This is a genomic window from Streptomyces sp. WI03-4A (assembly GCF_033792105.1).
Taxonomy (GTDB): domain Bacteria; phylum Actinomycetota; class Actinomycetes; order Streptomycetales; family Streptomycetaceae; genus Streptomyces; species Streptomyces collinus_A.
Genome location: NZ_JARAUO010000026.1, coordinates 43,237 through 62,629, shown reverse-complemented (window position 1 = coordinate 62,629; position 19,393 = coordinate 43,237). Strand labels below are relative to the sequence as shown.

The 19,393-nt window shown below is 70.9% G+C and carries 16 protein-coding genes and 1 riboswitch; of the genes, 9 read left to right on the top strand and 7 right to left on the bottom strand.

All coding sequences use genetic code 11. The features are described from left to right. Window position 1: 1 nt before the first annotated feature. Window positions 2-379 carry a phage holin family protein gene (locus PV343_RS24560; RefSeq protein ID WP_319149117.1) on the bottom strand — a complete coding sequence of 126 codons (378 nt, stop codon included), beginning with the start codon at window positions 377-379 and terminating at the stop codon, window positions 2-4. A 58-nt stretch (window positions 380-437) separates the two neighbouring features. Here PV343_RS24560 and PV343_RS24555 point away from each other — a divergent pair, with 58 nt between their 5' ends. The 4 genes from PV343_RS24555 (at window position 438) to PV343_RS24540 (ending at window position 2,786) form a co-directional block, all read left to right on the top strand. Continuing rightward, a complete protein-coding gene (locus PV343_RS24555) occupies window positions 438-755 on the top strand; it encodes a cupin domain-containing protein (protein WP_319149160.1) in 318 nt (105 codons plus the stop codon). Window positions 756-921: 166 nt separating this feature from the next. Further along, window positions 922-1,134 carry a DUF5326 family protein gene (locus PV343_RS24550; protein WP_073887226.1) on the top strand — a complete coding sequence of 71 codons (213 nt, stop codon included), beginning with the start codon at window positions 922-924 and terminating at the stop codon, window positions 1,132-1,134. Between the two features lie 201 nt (window positions 1,135-1,335). Beyond that, window positions 1,336-2,250, top strand: a complete 915-nt coding sequence (locus tag PV343_RS24545) for an IclR family transcriptional regulator (RefSeq protein ID WP_319149115.1) — start codon at window positions 1,336-1,338, stop codon at window positions 2,248-2,250. A gap of 98 nt (window positions 2,251-2,348) precedes the next feature. After that, window positions 2,349-2,786 (top strand): SsgA family sporulation/cell division regulator, encoded by a 438-nt coding sequence (locus tag PV343_RS24540; protein ID WP_043475980.1) that lies wholly within the window; start codon window positions 2,349-2,351, stop codon window positions 2,784-2,786. A 107-nt stretch (window positions 2,787-2,893) separates the two neighbouring features. Here the strand turns inward: PV343_RS24540 and PV343_RS24535 are convergent, their stop codons facing one another. After that, window positions 2,894-4,480, bottom strand: coding sequence for a YibE/F family protein (locus PV343_RS24535; RefSeq protein ID WP_319149114.1), 1,587 nt, complete (start codon window positions 4,478-4,480; stop codon window positions 2,894-2,896). A 71-nt stretch (window positions 4,481-4,551) separates the two neighbouring features. Continuing rightward, window positions 4,552-4,724, top strand: a riboswitch (TPP riboswitch). Between PV343_RS24535 and thiC the strand changes: the two genes are divergently transcribed. After that, window positions 4,717-6,501 carry a phosphomethylpyrimidine synthase ThiC gene (thiC, locus tag PV343_RS24530; RefSeq protein WP_319149113.1) on the top strand — a complete coding sequence of 595 codons (1,785 nt, stop codon included), beginning with the start codon at window positions 4,717-4,719 and terminating at the stop codon, window positions 6,499-6,501. (Overlaps the previous riboswitch by 8 nt.) A 115-nt stretch (window positions 6,502-6,616) precedes the next feature. On the opposite strand, the gene PV343_RS24525 is transcribed toward thiC, so the two are convergent. From PV343_RS24525 to PV343_RS24515, 3 genes are all read right to left on the bottom strand, one after another. Then, the gene (locus PV343_RS24525; protein WP_319149112.1) at window positions 6,617-7,480 is read right to left on the bottom strand and encodes a hypothetical protein; all 864 of its coding nucleotides are present in this window, start codon (window positions 7,478-7,480) and stop codon (window positions 6,617-6,619) included. Window positions 7,481-7,660: 180 nt separating this feature from the next. After that, window positions 7,661-8,740 (bottom strand): metallophosphoesterase, encoded by a 1,080-nt coding sequence (locus PV343_RS24520; RefSeq protein WP_319149111.1) that lies wholly within the window; start codon window positions 8,738-8,740, stop codon window positions 7,661-7,663. 296 nt (window positions 8,741-9,036) lie between these two features. Further along, window positions 9,037-10,149, bottom strand: coding sequence for a LacI family DNA-binding transcriptional regulator (locus PV343_RS24515; RefSeq protein ID WP_319149110.1), 1,113 nt, complete (start codon window positions 10,147-10,149; stop codon window positions 9,037-9,039). A gap of 428 nt (window positions 10,150-10,577) precedes the next feature. On the opposite strand from PV343_RS24515, the gene hisC reads away from it, so the two are divergent. After that, a complete protein-coding gene (gene hisC, locus PV343_RS24510; RefSeq protein ID WP_319149109.1) occupies window positions 10,578-11,657 on the top strand; it encodes a histidinol-phosphate transaminase in 1,080 nt (359 codons plus the stop codon). Between the two features lie 69 nt (window positions 11,658-11,726). Here hisC and PV343_RS24505 read toward each other — a convergent pair whose 3' ends face one another. Beyond that, on the bottom strand, window positions 11,727-12,101 hold the full coding sequence (locus PV343_RS24505) for a cyclophilin-like fold protein (protein WP_319149108.1): 375 nt from the start codon (window positions 12,099-12,101) through the stop codon (window positions 11,727-11,729). Between the two features lie 168 nt (window positions 12,102-12,269). On the opposite strand from PV343_RS24505, the gene PV343_RS24500 reads away from it, so the two are divergent. From PV343_RS24500 to cydD, 3 genes are read left to right on the top strand one after another with little or no spacing between them, the layout of a single operon-like run. Beyond that, window positions 12,270-13,778: a cytochrome ubiquinol oxidase subunit I gene (locus PV343_RS24500; RefSeq protein ID WP_319149107.1), complete on the top strand. Its 1,509-nt coding sequence runs from the start codon at window positions 12,270-12,272 to the stop codon at window positions 13,776-13,778. Between the two features lie 15 nt (window positions 13,779-13,793). Then, entirely contained in the window at window positions 13,794-14,813 is a 1,020-nt protein-coding gene (cydB, locus tag PV343_RS24495) for a cytochrome d ubiquinol oxidase subunit II (protein WP_319149106.1), read from the top strand. A 59-nt stretch (window positions 14,814-14,872) separates the two neighbouring features. Then, window positions 14,873-18,469 carry a thiol reductant ABC exporter subunit CydD gene (gene cydD / locus PV343_RS24490; protein WP_319149105.1) on the top strand — a complete coding sequence of 1,199 codons (3,597 nt, stop codon included), beginning with the start codon at window positions 14,873-14,875 and terminating at the stop codon, window positions 18,467-18,469. A 33-nt stretch (window positions 18,470-18,502) separates the two neighbouring features. On the opposite strand, the gene PV343_RS24485 is transcribed toward cydD, so the two are convergent. Then, window positions 18,503-19,390, bottom strand: a complete 888-nt coding sequence (locus PV343_RS24485) for a Cof-type HAD-IIB family hydrolase (RefSeq protein ID WP_319149104.1) — start codon at window positions 19,388-19,390, stop codon at window positions 18,503-18,505. Window positions 19,391-19,393: the final 3 nt, after the last annotated feature.

Below are 19,393 nucleotides of genomic sequence, written 5' to 3'. Positions count from 1 at the left end.
CTCAGTCCTCGTCGGGCAGCACGAGGTTCAGCGCCCACGAGACGACGGAGATGATCAGGCCGCCGAGCACGGCCGTCCAGAAGCCGTCCACGTGGAAGCTCAGATCGAGCTTGCCGCACACCCACGACGTCAGCAGCAGCATCAGCGCGTTGACGACCAGGGTGATCAGCCCCAGGGTCAGAATGAACAGGGGGAAGGTCAGCACTTTCATGATCGGCTTGACCAGGAAGTTGACCAGGCCGAAGATCAGCGCGACCACGATCAGCGTGCCGATCTTCTTCCCGGTGCTGTCACCGGTGAGGGTGATCTTGTCGAGCAGCCACACGGCGACCGCCAGGGCGCCCGCGTTGGCGATCGTCTTGACTACGAAATTCTTCATGTGTCTGATCGTGGCAGACGGGATCGACGGCGAGCAGTGGGGCGAGGGTGGCAACTCGATGAAGGCATTCCGGCTGGACGAACTGGAGGCGGAGCGCGCCGCCAACGACGGGGCCTACCTGCAGTTCCTGCGGGAGCGGAACGTGTCGGTCGGCCTGTACGCGCTCGACGCGGGCGAGCACGACCCGCAGAAGCCGCACCAGCAGGACGAGGTCTACGTCGTCGTCAGCGGCCGCGCCTCGATCACCGTGGGTCTGGAGACCACGCAGGTGGCGCGCGGCAGCGTGGTGTACGTGCCGGCCGGCGTCGCCCACAAGTTCCACCACATCAGCGAGGACCTGCGGGTCCTGGTCGTCTTCTCTCCGCCTGAGGCGTGAGCCCGGCCCTCGGGGTTCCCTAGGGGGCGGGTCAGGGGAGGACAAGGGGCGCGGGGCGCCCGCGGGACCCTACGGCGCCCTAGCATCGAAGCAGACATCGAGAACCGCGTCCCGGCGGCAGCGCACACCGCGCCGCGGACGCTCCCGAACGCAAAGGACGAGGGCAATGCGAGAGATCTTCGCTGGGCTGCCGTGGTGGGTGAAGTGGGTCGCGGTGCCGGTCATCGCCCTGGTCGTGTTCGGTGGCCTGATAGCGACCGTCGTGGGCTTCGTGATCGGTCTGCTCTTCAAGGCGCTGGTCTTCGTCGCCCTGGTCGGCGGACTGATCTACATCGTGCGCAAGTTCATGTCGAACTCCTCGTCGCGCAGCGACTGGTGAGGCTCGCGGGAGCCGGTGACCGGTAACGGGATCCACCGGTTCCCTCGGGGGAGGGAAGTTTCCCCGGCGGACCGTCCGCAGGCGGTGGCGGGCGGTTAGAGTCCGGAACCTTACGCGGGGCCGGGCCCCGCGGGAGGCACACACCCCCACCCGTGTTCCACGCGCACGGGCTGCCCCCACCTCGCGCTTCCGGAGTGACCCTTGGCCACGGTTGACACCGCACCGGCAGAACCCCACGCACCCCCCGCCCCGCCCCGCTCCTGCGCCCCCCCGGTGCAGCGGCCCCCCGGCGCGGCCGTCCCGGGACAGCCGCGCGCCGCGACCGTCGCCGCGTCCGCGCACGCCGCCGACGGCCCCGGGCACTCGCCTGCCGCGACCCTCATCGGATCCGTCCAGCGCGCGCTGCGCCTGCTGGAGACCGTCGCGGACCACGAGTACGGCGCCCCGGCCAAACAGCTCGCCCGCGAGACCGGCCTCGCCCTGCCCACGGCCTACCACCTGCTGCGCACTCTCGTACACGAGGGCTATCTGCGCCGGGAGAAGGGGCTGTTCTTCCTCGGCGACGCGGCCGAACGGCTCGGCAGCAGCGGAGCGAAGGAGAAACGTCGCACCACGGTGGCCGACACCCTCGCACACTGGCGTGATTCGATCGGTGTCCCGATGTACTACGCGATGTACCGGGACGGCGAGATCGAGGTCATGTGCGTCTCCGGCTCACGGGAGGCGCCGGCGGTCGAGGAGTGGGCCGACTTCCGCGAGACCGGGCACGCCCACGCGATCGGCCAGTGCCTGCTCTCCCAGCTCGACGAGGACGCCCGCCGGGACCACCTCGCCCGCTATCCGGTGCGGTCGCTGACGCCCTACACGGTGCGTGACAACCATGCCCTGATGCGCCGTCTGGCCAGGACACCGCGGATGGGCCCGGTCGTGGAGCGCCAGGAGTACGCGCTCGGGACGGTCTGCGCGGCGATCCCGATCACGGTCGGCACCACGGCGGCCACGATGGCCCTCTCGCTCCCCGCCCGTCAGGCGGAGCGGCTGCTGCCCGCCGCCCGCCGGCTGCAGGGAGAGATCGGGCGCCATCTGGGTGCCCTTACCCTCTCTATCAGTATCTGAAAACTCACTCCTTGTGATCTCCCGTGTACTTTCAGCAAGATTTGACCACGGTCGAGGGATCAATCCCGGCCAGTCGATGTCATATGACGGGGTAGGCGATGCGCGAATCCGTACAGGCAGAAGTCATGATGAGCTTTCTCGTGTCCGAGGAGCTCTCCTTCCGCATTCCGGTGGAGTTGCGCTACGAGACCTGTGATCCCTATGCCGTGCGGCTCACCTTCCACCTCCCCGGTGACGCCCCGGTGACCTGGGCCTTCGGCCGTGAGCTGCTGATCGACGGAGTGGGGCGGCCGTGCGGGGAGGGCGACGTGCACATCGCTCCCGCCGACGCCGAGGTGCTGGGCGAGGTGCTGATCCGGCTTCAGGTCGGCTGCGACCACGCCTTGTTCCGCTCCTCGACGCCGCCGCTGGTGGCCTTCCTCGACCGCACGGACAAGCTGGTCCCGCTCGGCCAGGAGGGCGCGCTGGCGGACTTCGACGCCCACCTCGACGAGGCGCTGGACCGCATCCTGGCCGAGGAGCAGAGCGCGGGCTGAGGCGCCTGCGGAGCGGGGTGCGGCGGTGTCCGCCGAGCCGCGTCCGGGCCTGCGCGGGAGCGCGTGACGCCGTGCAGGAACGCTTCTTCAGGGGGGCGCCCCCCGGCTCACCGCTTCCGGCGACGGCCCCGGCCGGCGCGCACGGGAGCGGCCTCCGTCCCCGGGGCCGCCTTCGCGGGTCCCGGCCGGTCGGCCGACACCACCACGGCGGCCAGCACGGTGGTGAGCGGGACGGACGCGACCAGGCCGATCGACCCCACCAGCGTGCGCACGATCTCCTCGGCCACCAGCTCACTGTTGGCCACCGTGCCCACGCTGCTCTGCGCGATCGAGAACAGCAGCAGCAGCGGGAGCGCGGCACCGGCGTAGGCGAGGACCAGGGTGTTGACGACCGAGGCGATGTGGTCGCGGCCGATCCGGATGCCCGCCCGGTACAGTCCGCGCCGGCCCATCGCCGGATTGGCCTCGTGCAGCTCCCAGACCGCCGAGGTCTGGGTCACCGTCACATCGTCCAGGACGCCCAGCGATCCGATGATGACGCCGGCCAGCAGCAGACCGCTCATGTCGATCGACGGGTACAGGCCGTGGATCAGACCGGTGCTGTCGTCCGTGTTGCCGGTGAGCGCGGCCCAGTCGATGAACTCCGAGCCGAGGACGCCGATCAGCAGAAGGGAGACGAGCGTGCCGAGCACCGCGACCGACGTACGGGCGGACAGGCCATGGCACATGTAGAGGGCGATGAGCATGATCGCGCTCGACCCGACCACGGCCACCAGCAGCGGGTTCGATCCCTGGAGGATCGCCGGCAGGATGAACAGGGTGAGCACCAGGAAGCTCACGGCGAGTGCGACCAGCGCCATGACGCCCCGCAGGCGGCCCACGACCACGACGGCGAGCGCGAAGATCCCCGCGAGCAGGGCCATCGGGACCTTCCGGCTCACGTCGGTGACGGAGTACTGCAGTTCCCTGGGGGCCGAGGGCTCGTAGGCGACCACGACCTTCTCGCCCTGGTGCAACTGCCGTGTCTGGTCGGGCTGCACGATCTCGGTGAACGTACGGCCCTTGTCCTTGCCGGTGTCGACCCGGACCGTGGCCTTCTTGCAGGTGCCCTTCTCCTTCTGCGGAGTGGTACCGCCCGTGGTCCCGGCGGTGCCGCCGGTCGCGGCGCCGCCGCCCCCCGAGGCGTTGACCGCGCTGCAGCTGACCTCCACCACCTGGGCGACGGTGGCCTGCTGCGTCTGGCGGTCGAAGCCGACGCCGGTGCGCTCGTGCGATGGCGCTCCCCCGGGCCACAGCACCACCAGGCCGACCACGACCGCCGCGGTGAACGGGATCAGGACGGCCGCGATGACCTTGCGCAGGTGCTTCGAGACCGGGGCGGCCGGCCCATGACTGTGACTGTGACCGTGGCTGTGGCCCTGACCGGGGCCCTGGTCGTGTGGATGTCCGTGACCGGGTTCCGGGGCATGACCGTGCGCCGGGCCGTGCCCGGGGTCACGACCGGGGCCCGGGACAGGCCCTGGGACGGGGTGTGCGGGTCTCTGGTGATGTACGGCGCCCCGGTCGTCGGGATGGGCCCGCACCGGCCCACCACGCGGTACGTGGCCGTCATGGCCGTGTCCGTCGCCCTGCCCGGAGCCGCCCTCGCGCGGTGGCTCGGACGGCGGATAGGGGTACTGGTCCATGGTGGTCACCGCCCGATCATCGCAAGAACGAGAGAGGCCCTCTGTTCACCGCGCCCGAGTTGACGCTAGCGTGGAGGCACCTTTGCACACGCGGGAGCTCGGAGCACCGGGCTGAGAGGGCGCTGACCTCCGTATACGCGATGTTTCACGTGGAACGTGTTTCACGGGGAGCATCGATGGACGGAAGCCGCTGCGTCGACCGCCGAACCTGTTACCGGGTAATGCCGGCGTAGGGAGTAGGTCTCATGACCAACAAGGACGCACGCACGCCTGCCTCCGTCCAGGACGACATGTCCCAGGAGGCCGGGAAGTCCATCGGCTGGCACAAGGCGTACGTCGAGGGCACCCGCTCCGACCTGCGCGTGCCGGTCCGTCAGGTGCACCTCACCAACGGGCAGTCGGTCACCTTGTACGACACGTCGGGCCCGTACACCGATCCACTCGTCGACACCGACGTCCGCCGGGGGCTGGCACCTCTGCGGGAGAACTGGATCATCGCCCGCGGCGACACCGAGGAGTACGCGGGCCGTCCCGTCCGGCCCGAGGACGACGGCATCAAGCACACCGCACCGCGCGGCGGACTGCGCAACCTGGACGCGGTCTTCCCCGGCCGTCCCCGCCAGCCGCGCCGGGGCCGCGCGGGCGAGGCGGTCACCCAGCTCGCCTACGCACGCCGGGGCGAGATCACGCCGGAGATGGAGTTCGTCGCGCTCCGGGAGAACGTCGATCCCGACGTGGTCCGCGAGGAGATCGCGGCAGGGCGCGCGGTGCTGCCGGCCAACGTCAACCACCCGGAGATCGAGCCGATGATCATCGGCAAGCGGTTCCTGGTGAAGGTCAACGCCAACATCGGCAACTCCGCGGTCACCTCCTCCATCGAGGAGGAGGTCGAGAAGATGACCTGGGCGACCCGCTGGGGCGCCGACACCGTCATGGACCTCTCCACCGGCCGCAACATCCACACCACCCGCGAGTGGGTGCTGCGCAACTCCCCCGTCCCCATCGGCACGGTGCCGCTCTACCAGGCACTGGAGAAGGTCGACGGCAAGGCCGAGGAACTGACCTGGGAGATCTACAAGGACACCGTCATCGAGCAGGCCGAGCAGGGCGTGGACTACATGACCGTCCACGCGGGCGTCCGCCTGCCGTACGTGCCGCTCACCGCCCGCCGCAAGACCGGCATCGTCTCGCGCGGCGGCTCCATCATGGCCGCGTGGTGCCTGGCGCACCACAAGGAATCGTTCCTGTACGAGAACTTCGAGGAGCTCTGCGAGATCCTCGCCGCCTACGACGTCACGTACTCGCTGGGCGACGGCCTGCGGCCGGGATCGATCGCCGACGCCAATGACGAAGCCCAGTTCGCGGAGTTGCGCACGCTCGGGGAACTCAACCGGATCGCCAGGCGTTTTGACGTACAGACGATGATCGAGGGCCCGGGGCACGTCCCGATGCACAAGATCAAGGAGAACATCGACCTTCAGCAGGAGATCTGCGATGAAGCTCCGTTCTATACGCTCGGCCCGCTGACCACGGACGTCGCGCCGGCGTACGACCACATCACCTCCGGCATCGGCGCCGCGATGATCGCCTGGTGGGGCACCGCGATGCTCTGCTACGTGACGCCCAAGGAGCACCTGGGCCTGCCCAACCGCGACGACGTCAAGACGGGCGTCATCACCTACAAGATCGCCGCGCACGCGGCCGATCTCGCCAAGGGGCACCCCGGCGCCCAGGAGTGGGACGACGCGCTCTCCGACGCCCGCTTCGAGTTCCGCTGGGAGGACCAGTTCAATCTCGCGCTGGACCCGGACACGGCGCGGGAGTTCCACGACGAGACGCTGCCGGCCGAGCCCGCCAAGACGGCCCACTTCTGCTCGATGTGCGGGCCGAAATTCTGCAGCATGAAGATCTCGCAGGACATCCGCCGTGAGCACGGCGGCAGTCAGGCCGAGATCGAGGAGGGCATGGCTCAGAAGTCGAAGGAGTTCGCGGCCGCGGGCAACCGGGTGTACCTGCCGCTGGCGGACTGACGAGGCCCTGGGGCGGGCGCTGCTTCCGGGGCCTCCCCGGACGCGGCGCCGCCGCGGGGCGCTACGGGGGAACCCCGTTCGGCCCGCGCCCCTGGGCGGGGGCACGAGCCGCGGGCTATTCCGGCTGGTGGTCCGGGCCGCCGAAGTCGGGGCTCGTGTAGTCGGGACTGGTGAAGCTCGGACGGCCGGAGGCGGAGCCGTCGTCGGGACTGCTGAAGCCGGGCCGGTCGTAGCCCAGGCGCGGCATGCGGCCGGTCGGGGGCTGGGGAGCGGCGCGGTGCAGGGCGGCCGTGTCGGGCTGGGCGAGCGCGTCCCGCAGGAACGGCAGGATGCCGCGCTCCAGCAGCGCCTCGCGCCAGGCGTCTCTGGCCCTGGCGACTTCCTCGCTCACCGCGCCGGGCGCCCCGGCCTCGTCCGAGGCGTTGTTGCGCAGGGCGGTGAGCACCAGGGCGACCGCGGCGACGAGGATGGCGGCCGCGGCCATGGCGCCGAACGTCCAGCCCGCGGTGAGCATGGTCCGGGCGAAGGCCTGGCCGGGGTCCAGCATCTTCAGGATGTAGCCGACGAGCAGGAAGATCGCCGCGGCGGTGCCGGCGAGGACGGGTGCCAGCACCGCGATCACGGCGATGGCCCCGGCTCCGGTCGTCTCGGCCGCCTCACCGAGGCCGGCGGCCAGGCCGAGCGCGTCCGGACCCGGACCTGCGGAGACGGAGTCGCGGTCGGCGGGAGCGGTGGCCGGCGCCGGCTGGCGCAGTTCCTCCCGGGCCTTCACGTAGTGCTGGTACTCGGTCGCCGCGGCGGCCGCTATCAGCGCGGTGGCGTTGAGCGCCATGGTGCGTAGTTGTTCGGGGTTGAGCCGCTGTCCGACAGCGGCGAGTTCCGGTCGGTGTGGGGCGGAGCGCAGCGCCTCATCGAGGATCCGCTCGAATTCCTGGCGGTCCTCGCTCAGCAGGTGCTGCGGAACGCTGTTCATGTGCATCCCCCGATGCTCCGTAGGGCTGGGGGCTCGCACGCCGGCGAGCCGTCGGGCAGAAACGGAGGGGAGCCTGCTACGGATAGTCCGATGGTAGAGCCGTGACGGCACACGGTGACAGGGGGTTTGCGGAAAAACCATGCCCACCTGCGGGCATGCGTCCGGGCCCGTCGGCCCGGTGAACCGTCAGGCGTCCAGGGGAAGTTGCTGGACCAGCAGTTTCCCGGCCATGGTGACGCCGCCGTCCATGGCGATGGCGAGTCCCTCGGCATAGACGTGCGGACCCACGACGACGGGGTCGCCCCCCTCCTCCGTGTCGTCCTCGGAGCCCACCTCGCCGAGCAGGTACGGAATGGGGCTGTGGCCGTGAACGACGCGGGTGCCGCCGTACATGTCGAGCAGGGAGCGCACGGCGTCGGCTCCGCCCTCGTCGCGGAAGGAGAAGCGCTTGGTGAACTTGCGGAACAGGTCCCAGACCTCGTCGGCGTCGTTGCGGGTCAGGGTCTCGCGGACGGTGTCGTTGACCGCCTCGATCGAGTCGCCGTAGTCGAGGTAGGCGGTGGTGTCGGAGTGGACGAGCAGGTAGCCGTCCACCTCCTCGACGGCGTCGAGACGGGCCATCCACTGCAGGTGGTGGTCCTGGAGGCGGTCCATGTCGGTCTTCTGGCCGCCGTTGAGCAGCCAGGCCGCCTGGAAGGTGGCGGTGCCCGCACCGGAGTTGACGGGCGTGTCGCCGAACCGCTTGGCGCCGAGCAGCAGCAGCTCGTGGTTGCCCATGAGGGCCTTGCAGTAGCCGCCGGCCGCGGCCGCCTCGGCGGACAGCCGCATCACCAGGTCGATGACGCCGATGCCGTCGGGGCCGCGGTCGGTGAAGTCGCCGAGGAACCACAGCCGGGCGGTGCCCGCGCACCACTGGCCGGCGGCGTCGATCAGGCCCTTCTCCCGCAGGGCGGCCGTCAGTTCGTCCAGGTAGCCGTGGACGTCACCGACGACGTAGAGCGGGCCGGGGCCGGTCGCGGCCACCGGGGCGGGAGCCGCGGCGGCCGGCTCCACGGGCACCTGGAGGGTGTCGCCGCGGTTGATGACGGGCAGGTCGCGCTGGGTGGGCGTGTAGCCCTCGGGGTACGCCTCGTCCACGACGGGGACGGTGTCGCCGGGCAGGTCGTGGACGTACGGACCGGTCTCGTGGACGTACGCGGGTACCCGGAAGTCGCGCAACGTCGCCGTCCGCTCCACCTCGGGTCCCTGACCGGCCCCCTGAGTCATCAGACCCCTCCACCATCGCGCCGCAGCTGCACCGCTCCGGACTGCCTGGTCGCAGCGGCCCCGCGGTGTCGTGCGCCCATCATAGGAATGCGCGTAGCGCCGTGTGATGACCCAGGGGTGGTGAATCGGAACAGGACTCCGGTTCGCCGCGGCTTTCGCCCCGTTTGGGCCGGGGTTCTACCGGCTGCCCGGGACGTGTCGGCCGGGCGGTGCGGCGCCCGGCACGTGGTGCGAGGGCGCACAGGGGGGCGCGCGGTGTGCGGACCGGGCGCCCCGTCCGGCGCCGGGAGACCCCGCTAGCCCTTCTCCGGGGCCCGCGGCGGGCTGACCGTCGTGCGCGGGGGGCGTCGCTGGGACGAGGTGCGCACGATCAGCTCCGTCGGTATCACCTGCTCGACGGTGTGGTCCGATTCGACGCCCTCGATGGCGTCGATGAGGAGCTGCACGACCGCCGTGCCGATCCGGCGCGGCTTCAGGGAGAGGGTGGTGATGGGCGGCTCGGTGTTGGCGTACACGGTGGACTCGCTGCAGCAGACCAACAGCAGGTCCTCCGGGACGCGCAGGCCGTAGCGGCGGGCGGCGGCGAGCAGGTCGGTGCCGTTGGGGTCGAACAGGCCGTAGACGGCGTCGGGCCGGTCGGGGCGGGCGAGCAGCCGGTCGGCGGCGACGGCGCCCGCGCACGGGTCGTGGGCCGGGTAGGCCTCGTAGACCGGGTCCTGGCCGACGCGCTCGCACCAGTGCAGGTAGGCGGTGGTCGACAGATGGGTGTAGGTGTCCGTCGTCGTGCCGGTGAGCAGGCCGATCCTGCGGGCGCCTGCGGCGGCGAGGTGGTCCAGGATGCCGAGGACGGCGGCCTCGTGGTCGTTGTCGACCCAGGCGGTGACCGGCAGGCTGCCGGCCGGGCGGCCGTCGGAGACGACCGGAAGCCCCTGCCGGACCAGCTCGCTGACCACCGGATCCTGGTCGGAGGGGTCGATGACGACCGTGCCGTCCAGTGCCACGTTCGACCACACGTCGTGCCGGGAGGTAGCGGGCAGGATGACCAGGGCGTAGCCGCGGGCCAGCGCGGCGGAGGTGGCGGCCCGGGCCATCTCGGCGAAGTAGGCGAACTCGGTGAAGGTGAAAGGTTCATCCCCGTACGTCGTCACGGTCAGGCCGATCAGCCCGGACTTGCCGGTACGGAGGGTGCGGGCGGCGGCCGAGGGGCGGTACCCCAGCCGGTCGGCCACCTCGCGGACATGGCGCCGGGTGGCGTCCGGGAGCCGGCCCTTGCCGTTGAGGGCGTCGGAGACGGTCGTGATGGAGACCCCGGCGGCGGCGGCGACGTCTCTGATGCCTGCCCGGCCCGGCCGACTGCCTCGACGTGAGGTTTCCGCGCGGCTCACCTGGTGCTTCCCTGCTGCTGTCATGGCGAGCCGATAGTAGGGCTCATGCGGTGGGGTAGGGCGGACGCATATGCAGGCGTTGACAGGCACGTTTCTGCATGGCCATACCGGGTCAACTACCTGAGAAAACAAGGCACTTGAGCGCTTTCATGCGAGGACGTGTTGTGTCGACGCGCATGGGCCTGCCAAGTGCCGGATGTCTCGAAGAGGTCTCAACTCACCTTCACGGGTGATGCGCGCTACGGCGCGAGCCACCGGCGCGTAGATATATGTAGAGCGCGCCCCCGATACGTACATCTTCGGGCGGTGATGCCCGTGATGCCGGTGGGGCGCATGAGGTTCGCCTCTTGCTGTCCCGCACCTGTTCGCACGGGCGCCGAATCCTCATAAGGTGAGCAGTATTGGAAGCCGGCGGCGTTGACGGTCCGCCGGTGGTCGCGAGGAGGACTGCGGTGAGCGAGACGAGCCCGAAGCTGCGCGCCGAGCTGGAGGGGATCCCCACCTACAAGCCGGGCAAGCCCGCCGCGGCCGGCGGGCCGGTCGCCTACAAGCTGTCCTCCAACGAGAACCCCTATCCGCCGCTGCCCGGGGTCCTGGAGAGCGTCACGACGGCCGCCTGCGACTTCAACCGCTACCCGGACATGGCCTGCACCGGGCTGATGAACGAGCTGTCGGACCGCTTCGGCGTCCCGCTTTCCCACCTGGCCACCGGAACCGGCTCGGTGGGAGTGGCCCAGCAGCTGATCCAGGCGACCAGCGGCCCGGGCGACGAGGTGATGTACGCCTGGAGGTCCTTCGAGGCGTACCCGATCATCACGCAGGTCAGTGGTGCCCGCTCGGTGCAGGTCCCGTTGACGCCGGGCGATGTGCACGACCTGGACGCGATGGCGGAAGCGATCACTGACCGGACGCGTCTGATCTTCGTCTGCAACCCCAACAACCCGACCGGGACGGTGGTGCGTAGGGCCGAGCTGGAGCGGTTCCTCGACCGGGTGCCCAGTGATGTGCTGGTGGTGCTGGACGAGGCCTACCGGGAGTTCATCCGCGACCCCGAGGTGCCCGACGGCGTGCAGCTGTACCGGGAGCGTCCCAACGTCTGTGTCCTGCGCACGTTCTCCAAGGCGTACGGCCTCGCCGGCCTGCGGGTCGGTTTCGCCATCGCGCACGAGCCGGTTGCGGCGGCGCTGCGCAAGACGGCGGTGCCGTTCGGTGTCAGCCAGCTTGCGCAGGAGGCGGCCATCGCCTCCCTGCGGGCCGAGGACGAGTTGCTGGGCCGGGTCGGCTCGCTGGTGTGCGAGCGCACGCGCGTGGTCGACGCGCTGCGCGCTCAGGGCTGGACGGTGCCCGAGACCCAGGCCAACTTCGTGTGGCTGCGGCTGGGGGAGCGCACGGTCGCCTTCGCGGCTGCCTGTGAGGAGCACGGCGTGGTCGTGCGGCCGTTCCCGGGTGAGGGTGTGCGGGTGACGGTCGGGGAGACCGAGGCGAACGACATCTTCCTGAAGGTGGCGGAAGCGTTCCGCAAGGAGATCTGAGAAGAGCTGACGGGTGCCGTAAGACGTTCCCAAACCGGTTCGGAGGAGGGCCCCGCCTGGTGCGGGGCCTTACTCGTCCACCGACTCGACGCGCACGGGGTCACCCTCGCGCACGCTCGCCAGGATCTGGGCGTCCCCGTCCACCCGTCCCAGGACGTTGCACGGGCTCGCCAGCCGGCACTCGTCGCCCCGTGAGATGGGCGTGGGCCCATAGGGGAGCGCGAGGGCGTCGCCATCCGTCCAGAACGCCACGGTGCCCGGCTCTACGACCTCCCGGGCGTCCGTTTCACGTGAAACAGCGACACATGTGTCGAAATAGACCTCCATGCCCCAGGTGTGAGCGGTGGAGGAGAGCGGCAGCGCCTTGGCGAGGGCCTGCGTGGTCGGTGTGTCGTCCAGGGGCGCGGTGAGGTGCCCCGAGGGCCAGGAGATCCGTATCTGCATGGCGCGCAATTCAACAAGATGTTGAAGTCGTTGCCAAGGTCTTGACGTTGTGGCGCTAGGACCCCCCCGCCCTTCCGGACCGAAAATCAGTAGGTCATAATGGCTTGTGAATGTGAACGCATTCACAAGCGTGGGCCTGTCACCATGGCGAGGTAAGGAGCTGACGACGTGGAATTGGCACTGGCGCCGGAGACACTGGCGCGCTGGCAGTTCGGCATCACCACCGTCTACCACTTCCTGTTCGTCCCCCTGACGATCTCCCTGGCCGCTCTCACGGCCGGGCTGCAGACAGCCTGGGTCCGCACGGAGAAGGAGAAGTACCTCAGGGCGACCAAGTTCTGGGGCAAGCTCTTCCTGATCAACATCGCCATGGGCGTGGTCACCGGCATCGTCCAGGAGTTCCAGTTCGGTATGAACTGGTCGGACTACTCGCGCTTCGTCGGCGACATCTTCGGTGCCCCGCTCGCCTTCGAGGCCCTGATCGCGTTCTTCTTCGAGTCCACCTTCATCGGGCTGTGGATCTTCGGCTGGGACAAGCTGCCGAAGAGGATCCACCTCGCCTGCATCTGGATGGTCTCGATCGGCACGGTCCTGTCGGCGTACTTCATCCTGGCGGCCAACTCCTGGATGCAGCACCCCGTCGGCTACAAGATCGACAAGGTGAAGGGGCGTGCCGAGCTCACCGACTTCTGGGCTGTGCTGACCCAGAACACCGCGCTCAGCCAGGCCTTCCACACCCTCTCCGCGGCCTTCCTGACCGGCGGTGCCTTCATGGTGGGCGTCTCGGCCTACCACCTGGCCCGCAAGCGGCACGTCCGAGAGATGAAGACCTCGCTGCGGCTGGGTCTGATCACCGTCGTCATCGCCGGTCTGCTCACCGCGGTCAGCGGTGACGTGCTCGGCAAGGTGATGTTCAAGCAGCAGCCGATGAAGATGGCGGCCGCCGAGGCGCTGTGGGACGGCCAGAAGCCCGCGCCGTTCTCGATCTTCGCCTACGGCGACGTCGACAAGGGCCACAACAGCGTGGCCATCGAGATCCCGGGCCTGCTGTCCTTCCTCGCCGACGACAACTTCAACTCGTACGTCCCCGGCATCAACGACGTCAACAAGGCCGAACAGCAGAAGTTCGGGCCCGGCGACTACCGGCCCAACATCCCGGTCGCCTTCTGGGGCTTCCGCTGGATGATCGGCTTCGGCATGGCCTCCTTCGGGATCGGCCTGGCCGGCCTCTGGCTGACCCGCAAGAAGTTCCTGCTGCCGCAGCACCTGAGGGTCGCCGACGACGAGGTGCCGCACCTGGTCCTGTTCAGGAGCAAGGCGCTCGGCCCGACGCTCACCACCTGGTACTGGCGCATCGCGATCTGGACCCTGGCCTTCCCGCTGATCGCCAACTCCTGGGGCTGGATCTTCACCGAGATGGGCCGCCAGCCGTGGGCCGTCTACGGCGTGCTGCAGACCCGGCAGGCGGTCTCCCCCGGCGTCTCCCAGGGCGAGGTCCTCACCTCGATGATCGTCCTGACCTCGCTGTACGCCATCCTCGCGGTCGTCGAGGTCAAGCTCCTCGTGAAGTACGTCAAGGCGGGCCCGCCCGAGCTGACCGAAGCCGACCTCAATCCGCCCACGAAGATCGGCGGCGACACACGTGACGCCGACAAGCCGATGGCCTTCTCGTACTAGGCCGAGGGGACAGTCATGGAACTTCACGACGTCTGGTTCGTCCTGATCGCCGTCCTGTGGACCGGCTACTTCTTCCTGGAGGGTTTCGACTTCGGGGTCGGCATCCTCACCAAGCTGCTCGCCCGCAACCGGCCCGAGCGCCGGGTGCTGATCAACACCATCGGACCCGTCTGGGACGGCAACGAGGTCTGGCTGCTCACCGCGGGCGGCGCCACCTTCGCCGCCTTCCCGGAGTGGTACGCCACCCTCTTCTCAGGCTTCTACCTGCCGCTGCTGGTCATCCTGGTCTGCCTGATCGTCCGGGGCGTGGCCTTCGAGTACCGGGCGAAGCGGCCCGAGGAGAACTGGCAGCGCAACTGGGAGACGGCCATCTTCTGGACCTCGCTCATCCCGGCGTTCTTGTGGGGCGTGGCCTTCGGGAACATCGTGGGGGGCGTCAAGATCGACCGGAACTTCGAGTACGTCGGCACCGTCGGGGACCTGCTCAACCCCTACGCGCTGCTCGGCGGCCTGGTGACGCTCACGCTGTTCACCTTCCACGGCGCGGTGTTCACGGCGCTCAAGACGGTCGGGGACATCCGGCTGCGAGCCCGGAAGCTGGCGCTGCGGGTCGGTCTCGTCACGGCGGTGCTGGCGCTCGGGTTCCTGCTCTGGACCCAGGCGGACAGCGGTGACAGCAAGAGCCTGGTGGCCCTGATCGTGGCGGTCGCCGCCCTGGTGACCGCTCTGGTGGCCAATCAGCTGGGGCGCGAGGGCTGGTCGTTCGCCCTGTCCGGCGTGACCATCGTGGCCTCCGTGGCGATGCTCTTCCTGTCGCTCTTCCCGAACGTCATGCCGTCCACGCTCAACGGCGACTGGAGCCTGACGGTCACCAACGCCTCGTCGAGCCCGTACACGCTGAAGATCATGACCTGGTGCGCGGCGATCGCCACTCCGCTCGTCCTGCTCTACCAGGGCTGGACCTACTGGGTGTTCCGCAAGCGGATCGGCACGCAGCACATCGCTCCCGAGGCTGCCGCCGGCGCCGCACACTGAGTCCGCCGAGGGTGTGTTTCACGTGAAACACACCCTCTGGACCGAAGGGCCTGTTTCACGTGAAACCGATCGATCCCCGCCTCCTGCGATACGCCCGGGCCACCCGCCTCTTCCTGGTGGCGGTCGTCGCTCTGGGAGCCCTCGGTGCCGTGCTGGTCATCGCCCAGGCGATGCTCATCGCCGAGGTGGTGGTCGGAGCCTTCCAGCACGGGCAGTCGGTCTCCGGTCTGCGTACTCCCCTGCTGCTGCTCGTGGCCGTGGCGGTGGGCCGGGCGGTGGTCGCGTGGCTCACCGAACTGGCGGCGCACCGGGCGAGCGCGGCCGTGAAGTCGGAGTTGCGGGGCCGGCTGCTGGACCGCGCCGCCCGGCTGGGCCCTGGATGGCTGAGCGGGCAGCGGACCGGCTCGCTGGTGAACCTGGCCACCCGGGGCGTCGACGCCCTGGACGACTACTTCGCTCGCTATCTGCCGCAGTTGGGACTCGCGGTGGTCGTCCCGGTGGCCGTGCTGGCGCGGATCGTCACCGAGGACTGGGTCTCGGCGGCCATCATCGTGGGCACCCTGCCGCTGATCCCCGTCTTCATGATGCTGATCGGCTGGGCCACCCAGTCCCGGATGGACCGTCAGTGGCGGCTGCTCTCCCGGCTGTCGGGCCACTTCCTGGACGTGGTCGCCGGACTGCCCACTTTGAAGGTGTTCGGCCGGGCCAAGGCGCAGGCCGAGTCCATCCGCCGGATCACCGGCGAGTACCGCCAGGCCACCATGCGGACCCTGCGGATCGCCTTCCTCTCCTCCTTCGCCCTGGAGCTGCTGGCCACCCTGTCGGTCGCACTGGTCGCCGTGACCATCGGCATGCGCCTGGTGCACGGCGACATGGACCTCTCCATCGGCCTGGTCATCCTGATCCTGGCGCCGGAGGCGTATCTGCCGTTGCGCCAGGTGGGCGCGCAATACCACGCCGCGGCCGAGGGCCTGGCCGCGGCCGAGGAGATCTTCGCCGTCCTGGAGACGCCGGTTCCGGCGTCCGGCACCGGGGCGGTCCCCGCGGGCCCGGTGGCCTTCGACGGGATGACGGTGCGCTACCCGGGACGGTCGGCGGATGCCGTGACCGGGGTGTCGTTCACCGTCGAGCCCGGTGAGACCGTGGCGCTGGTCGGACCGAGCGGCGCGGGCAAGTCGACCCTGGTGAACACCCTGCTCGGGTTCGTGCGGCCCACAGCGGGCCGGGTGCGGATCGGGGGGACCGACCTCGCGGAGCTCGACCTCGACGCATGGCGGTCCCGCATCGCCTGGGTGCCGCAGCGACCGCACCTGTACGCCGGGACGATCGCGGAGAACGTACGGCTGGCCCGGCCCGGGGCGGACGACGCCGCCGTACGCCGGGCCCTCGCGGACGCGGGAGCGCTGGAATTCGTGGACGGCCTGCCCGAGGGCGCCGACACGGTGCTCGGGGAGGACGGGGCCGGACTGTCCGCCGGTCAGCGGCAGCGGCTCGCGCTGGCCCGGGCGTTCCTCGCCGACCGGCCCGTGCTGGTCCTGGACGAGCCGACGGCGGCGCTGGACGGGGCGACGGAGGCCGAGGTCGTGGCGGCGGTGCGGCGCCTCGCCGTGGGCCGCACGGTGCTGCTCGTGGTGCACCGGCCGGCCCTGCTGGACGTGGCGGACCGCGTGGTGCGGCTGCCCCTCCCCGAAGGCCCGGCCACCGGGCTGACCGGCTCCGAGCCGGCCGCCGCGTCGGCCGCCACCGCGCCCGTCACCACCGAGCCGGCCGGCGGCGCGCCGGGCGGCCCGCGGTTCTCCGCCGCCGTGGCCGTCCCGCACGACGGCACCGCAACCCCCGCCCTCGAAGCGAGCACGGCGGACGGACCCACCGGGGACGGGCCGTACCCCGGCGTCACCGCATCCCGGCGCCGGGTCCTGGCCCGGGTCCGGGCGATGGCCGGTCCCCGGCGTGGCCGGCTGCTCCTCGCCCTGCTGCTCGGCAGCCTGGCGCTCGGCAGCGCGGTCGGGCTGATGGCCACCTCCGGATGGCTCATCTCGAGGGCCTCGCAGCAGCCGCCGGTGCTGTACCTGATGGTGGCGGTGACGGCGACGCGGGCCTTCGGGATCGGCCGGGCCGTCTTCCGGTACGCCGAGCGGCTGGTGTCGCACGAGGCGGTGCTGCGGATGCTGGCCGACACCCGGGTCGCCGTCCACCGGCGCCTGGAGCGGCTGGCGCCCGCGGGGCTGCGCACGGCACGCCGCGGCGATCTGCTGTCCCGGCTGGTCGCCGACGTGGACGCGCTCCAGGACTACTGGCTGCGCTGGCTGCTGCCCGCCGGTGTCGCGGTCGTCGTCTCCACCGGCTCCGTCGCCTTCACGGCATGGCTGCTGCCCGAGGCCGGGGCCGCGCTCGCGGCGGGGCTGCTCGCGGCCGGTGTGGGCGTCCCGCTGATCACCGCGGCCGCGGCCCGGCGCACCGAGCGGCGCCTCGCGCCCGCCCGGGGCGTGCTCGCGACCCAGGTGACCGACCTGCTCACCGGAACCGCCGAGCTGACCGTGGCCGGTGCGCTGCCCGCGCGTACCGCCGCGGCCCGCCGTGCCGACGGCACGCTCACCCGGATCGCCTCGCGGGCCGCCGCCGTCACCGCGCTCGGCGACGGCCTGACCGCGCTGCTGTCCGGTCTGACCGTGACCGCGGCGGCGCTGCTCGCCGCCCAGGCGGTGGCCGCCGGCCGGCTCACCGGTGTCGCGACGGCCGTCGTGGTCCTCACTCCGCTGGCCGCCTTCGAGGCCGTGCTGGGGCTGCCGCTCGCCGTGCGCCATCGGCAGCGGGTGCGGCGCAGCGCCGAGCGCGTGTACGAGGTGCTGGACGCCCCGGAGCCGGTGCGCGAGCCCGAACGGCCCCGGCAGGCACCCTCGGTGCCGTTCCCGATCGTCCTCGGCGGGCTGACCGCCCGTTACGCGGGACAGCACCGGGACGCGCTCGCCGGGGTGGACCTCACGCTGGAGGAGGGGCGCCGGATCGCCGTCGTCGGTCCGTCCGGCTCGGGGAAGACGACCCTGGCCCAGGTGCTCCTGCGGTTCCTCGACCCCGGGGCGGGCTCGTACACGCTCGCCGGCGTGGACGCGTGCGCGCTCGACGGTGACGACGTACGGCGGCTGGTCGGGCTGTGCGCCCAGGACGCGCACCTCTTCGACAGCAGCGTGCGCGAGAACCTGCTGCTCGCCCGGAAGGACGCCGACGAGGCCGATCTGCGGGACGCGCTGGACCGGGCCCGGTTGCTGGAGTGGGTGGACGGGCTGCCGGACGGCCTGGACACGCTGGTCGGGGAGCACGGGGCCCGGCTGTCCGGCGGGCAGCGGCAGCGGCTCGCGCTGGCCCGCGCGTTGCTCGCCGACTTCCCGGTGCTCGTCCTGGACGAGCCCGCCGAGCACCTGGACCTGCCGACGGCGGACGCGCTCACCGCGGATCTGCTGGCCGCCACCGAGGGCCGTACGACGCTGCTGATCACCCACCGGCTGGCGGGTCTCGAAGCGGTGGACGAGGTGGTCGTGCTCGACGCGGGCCGGGTGGTGCAGCGGGGTCCCTACGCGGAACTGGCCGTAGTGAAGGGGCCGCTGCGGACCATGGCCCGCCGGGAGCGGGCGGCGGAGTCGCTGGTGGGGGCGCGGTGACGGCGGCGGTCACCGGCGGTCCCCGGCGCGCGGTCAGTCGTGTTCGGAGAGCAGCCGCTCGATGACGACCGCGACGCCGTCGTCGTTGTTGGCGACCGTGCGGCCCGAGGCGGCGGCGATGACGTCCGGGTGGGCGTTGCCCATCGCGTAGGACCGGCCGGCCCAGGTCAGCATCTCGACGTCGTTGGGCATGTCCCCGAACGCGACGACGTCCTCCCGCGAGATGCCGCGCTCGGCGCAGCACAGGGCGAGCGTGCTGGCCTTGGAGACGCCGGGTCCGCTGATCTCCAGCAGGGCGCTGGGGCTGGAGCGGGTGACGTTGGCACGGTCGCCGATCGCCTTGCGGGCGAGGGTGAGGAAGACGTCCGGGTCGAGGTCGGGGTGGTAGGCGAGGATCTTGAGGACGGGCTGGTCGGCGTCCGGGCCGTCGGCGGCGAGCAGGGCCTCGGCGGGCCGCAGGTTGTCCGGTATCTCCATGTGCAGCTTGGGATACGCGGGCTCCTGGTGGAAGCCGTAGGTCTGCTCGACGGCGAACACCGTGCCGGGGGCCGCGCCGCGGAGCAGCCGTACGGCGTCCAGCGCGTTCTCGCGGGCCAGTTCGCGCACCTTCACGAACCGGTGGGTGCCCGGACCGCCGTGCAGGTCGACCACGGCGGCGCCGTTGCCGCAGATCGCCAGGCCGTGACCGTGGACGTGGTCGCTCACCACGTCCATCCAGCGGGCCGGGCGGCCGGTGACGAAGAAGACCTCGATGCCCGCGTCCTCGGCGGCGGCCAGCGCGGCGACCGTCCTGGGGGAGACCGACTTGTCGTCGCGCAGCAGAGTGCCGTCGAGGTCGGTGGCGATCAGCCGCGGCCTGAGGGCGGCGGCCGGGGTCCCGGGCTGTCTGGTCGCTGAGGTCACCGGCCCATTCTCGCGCATATG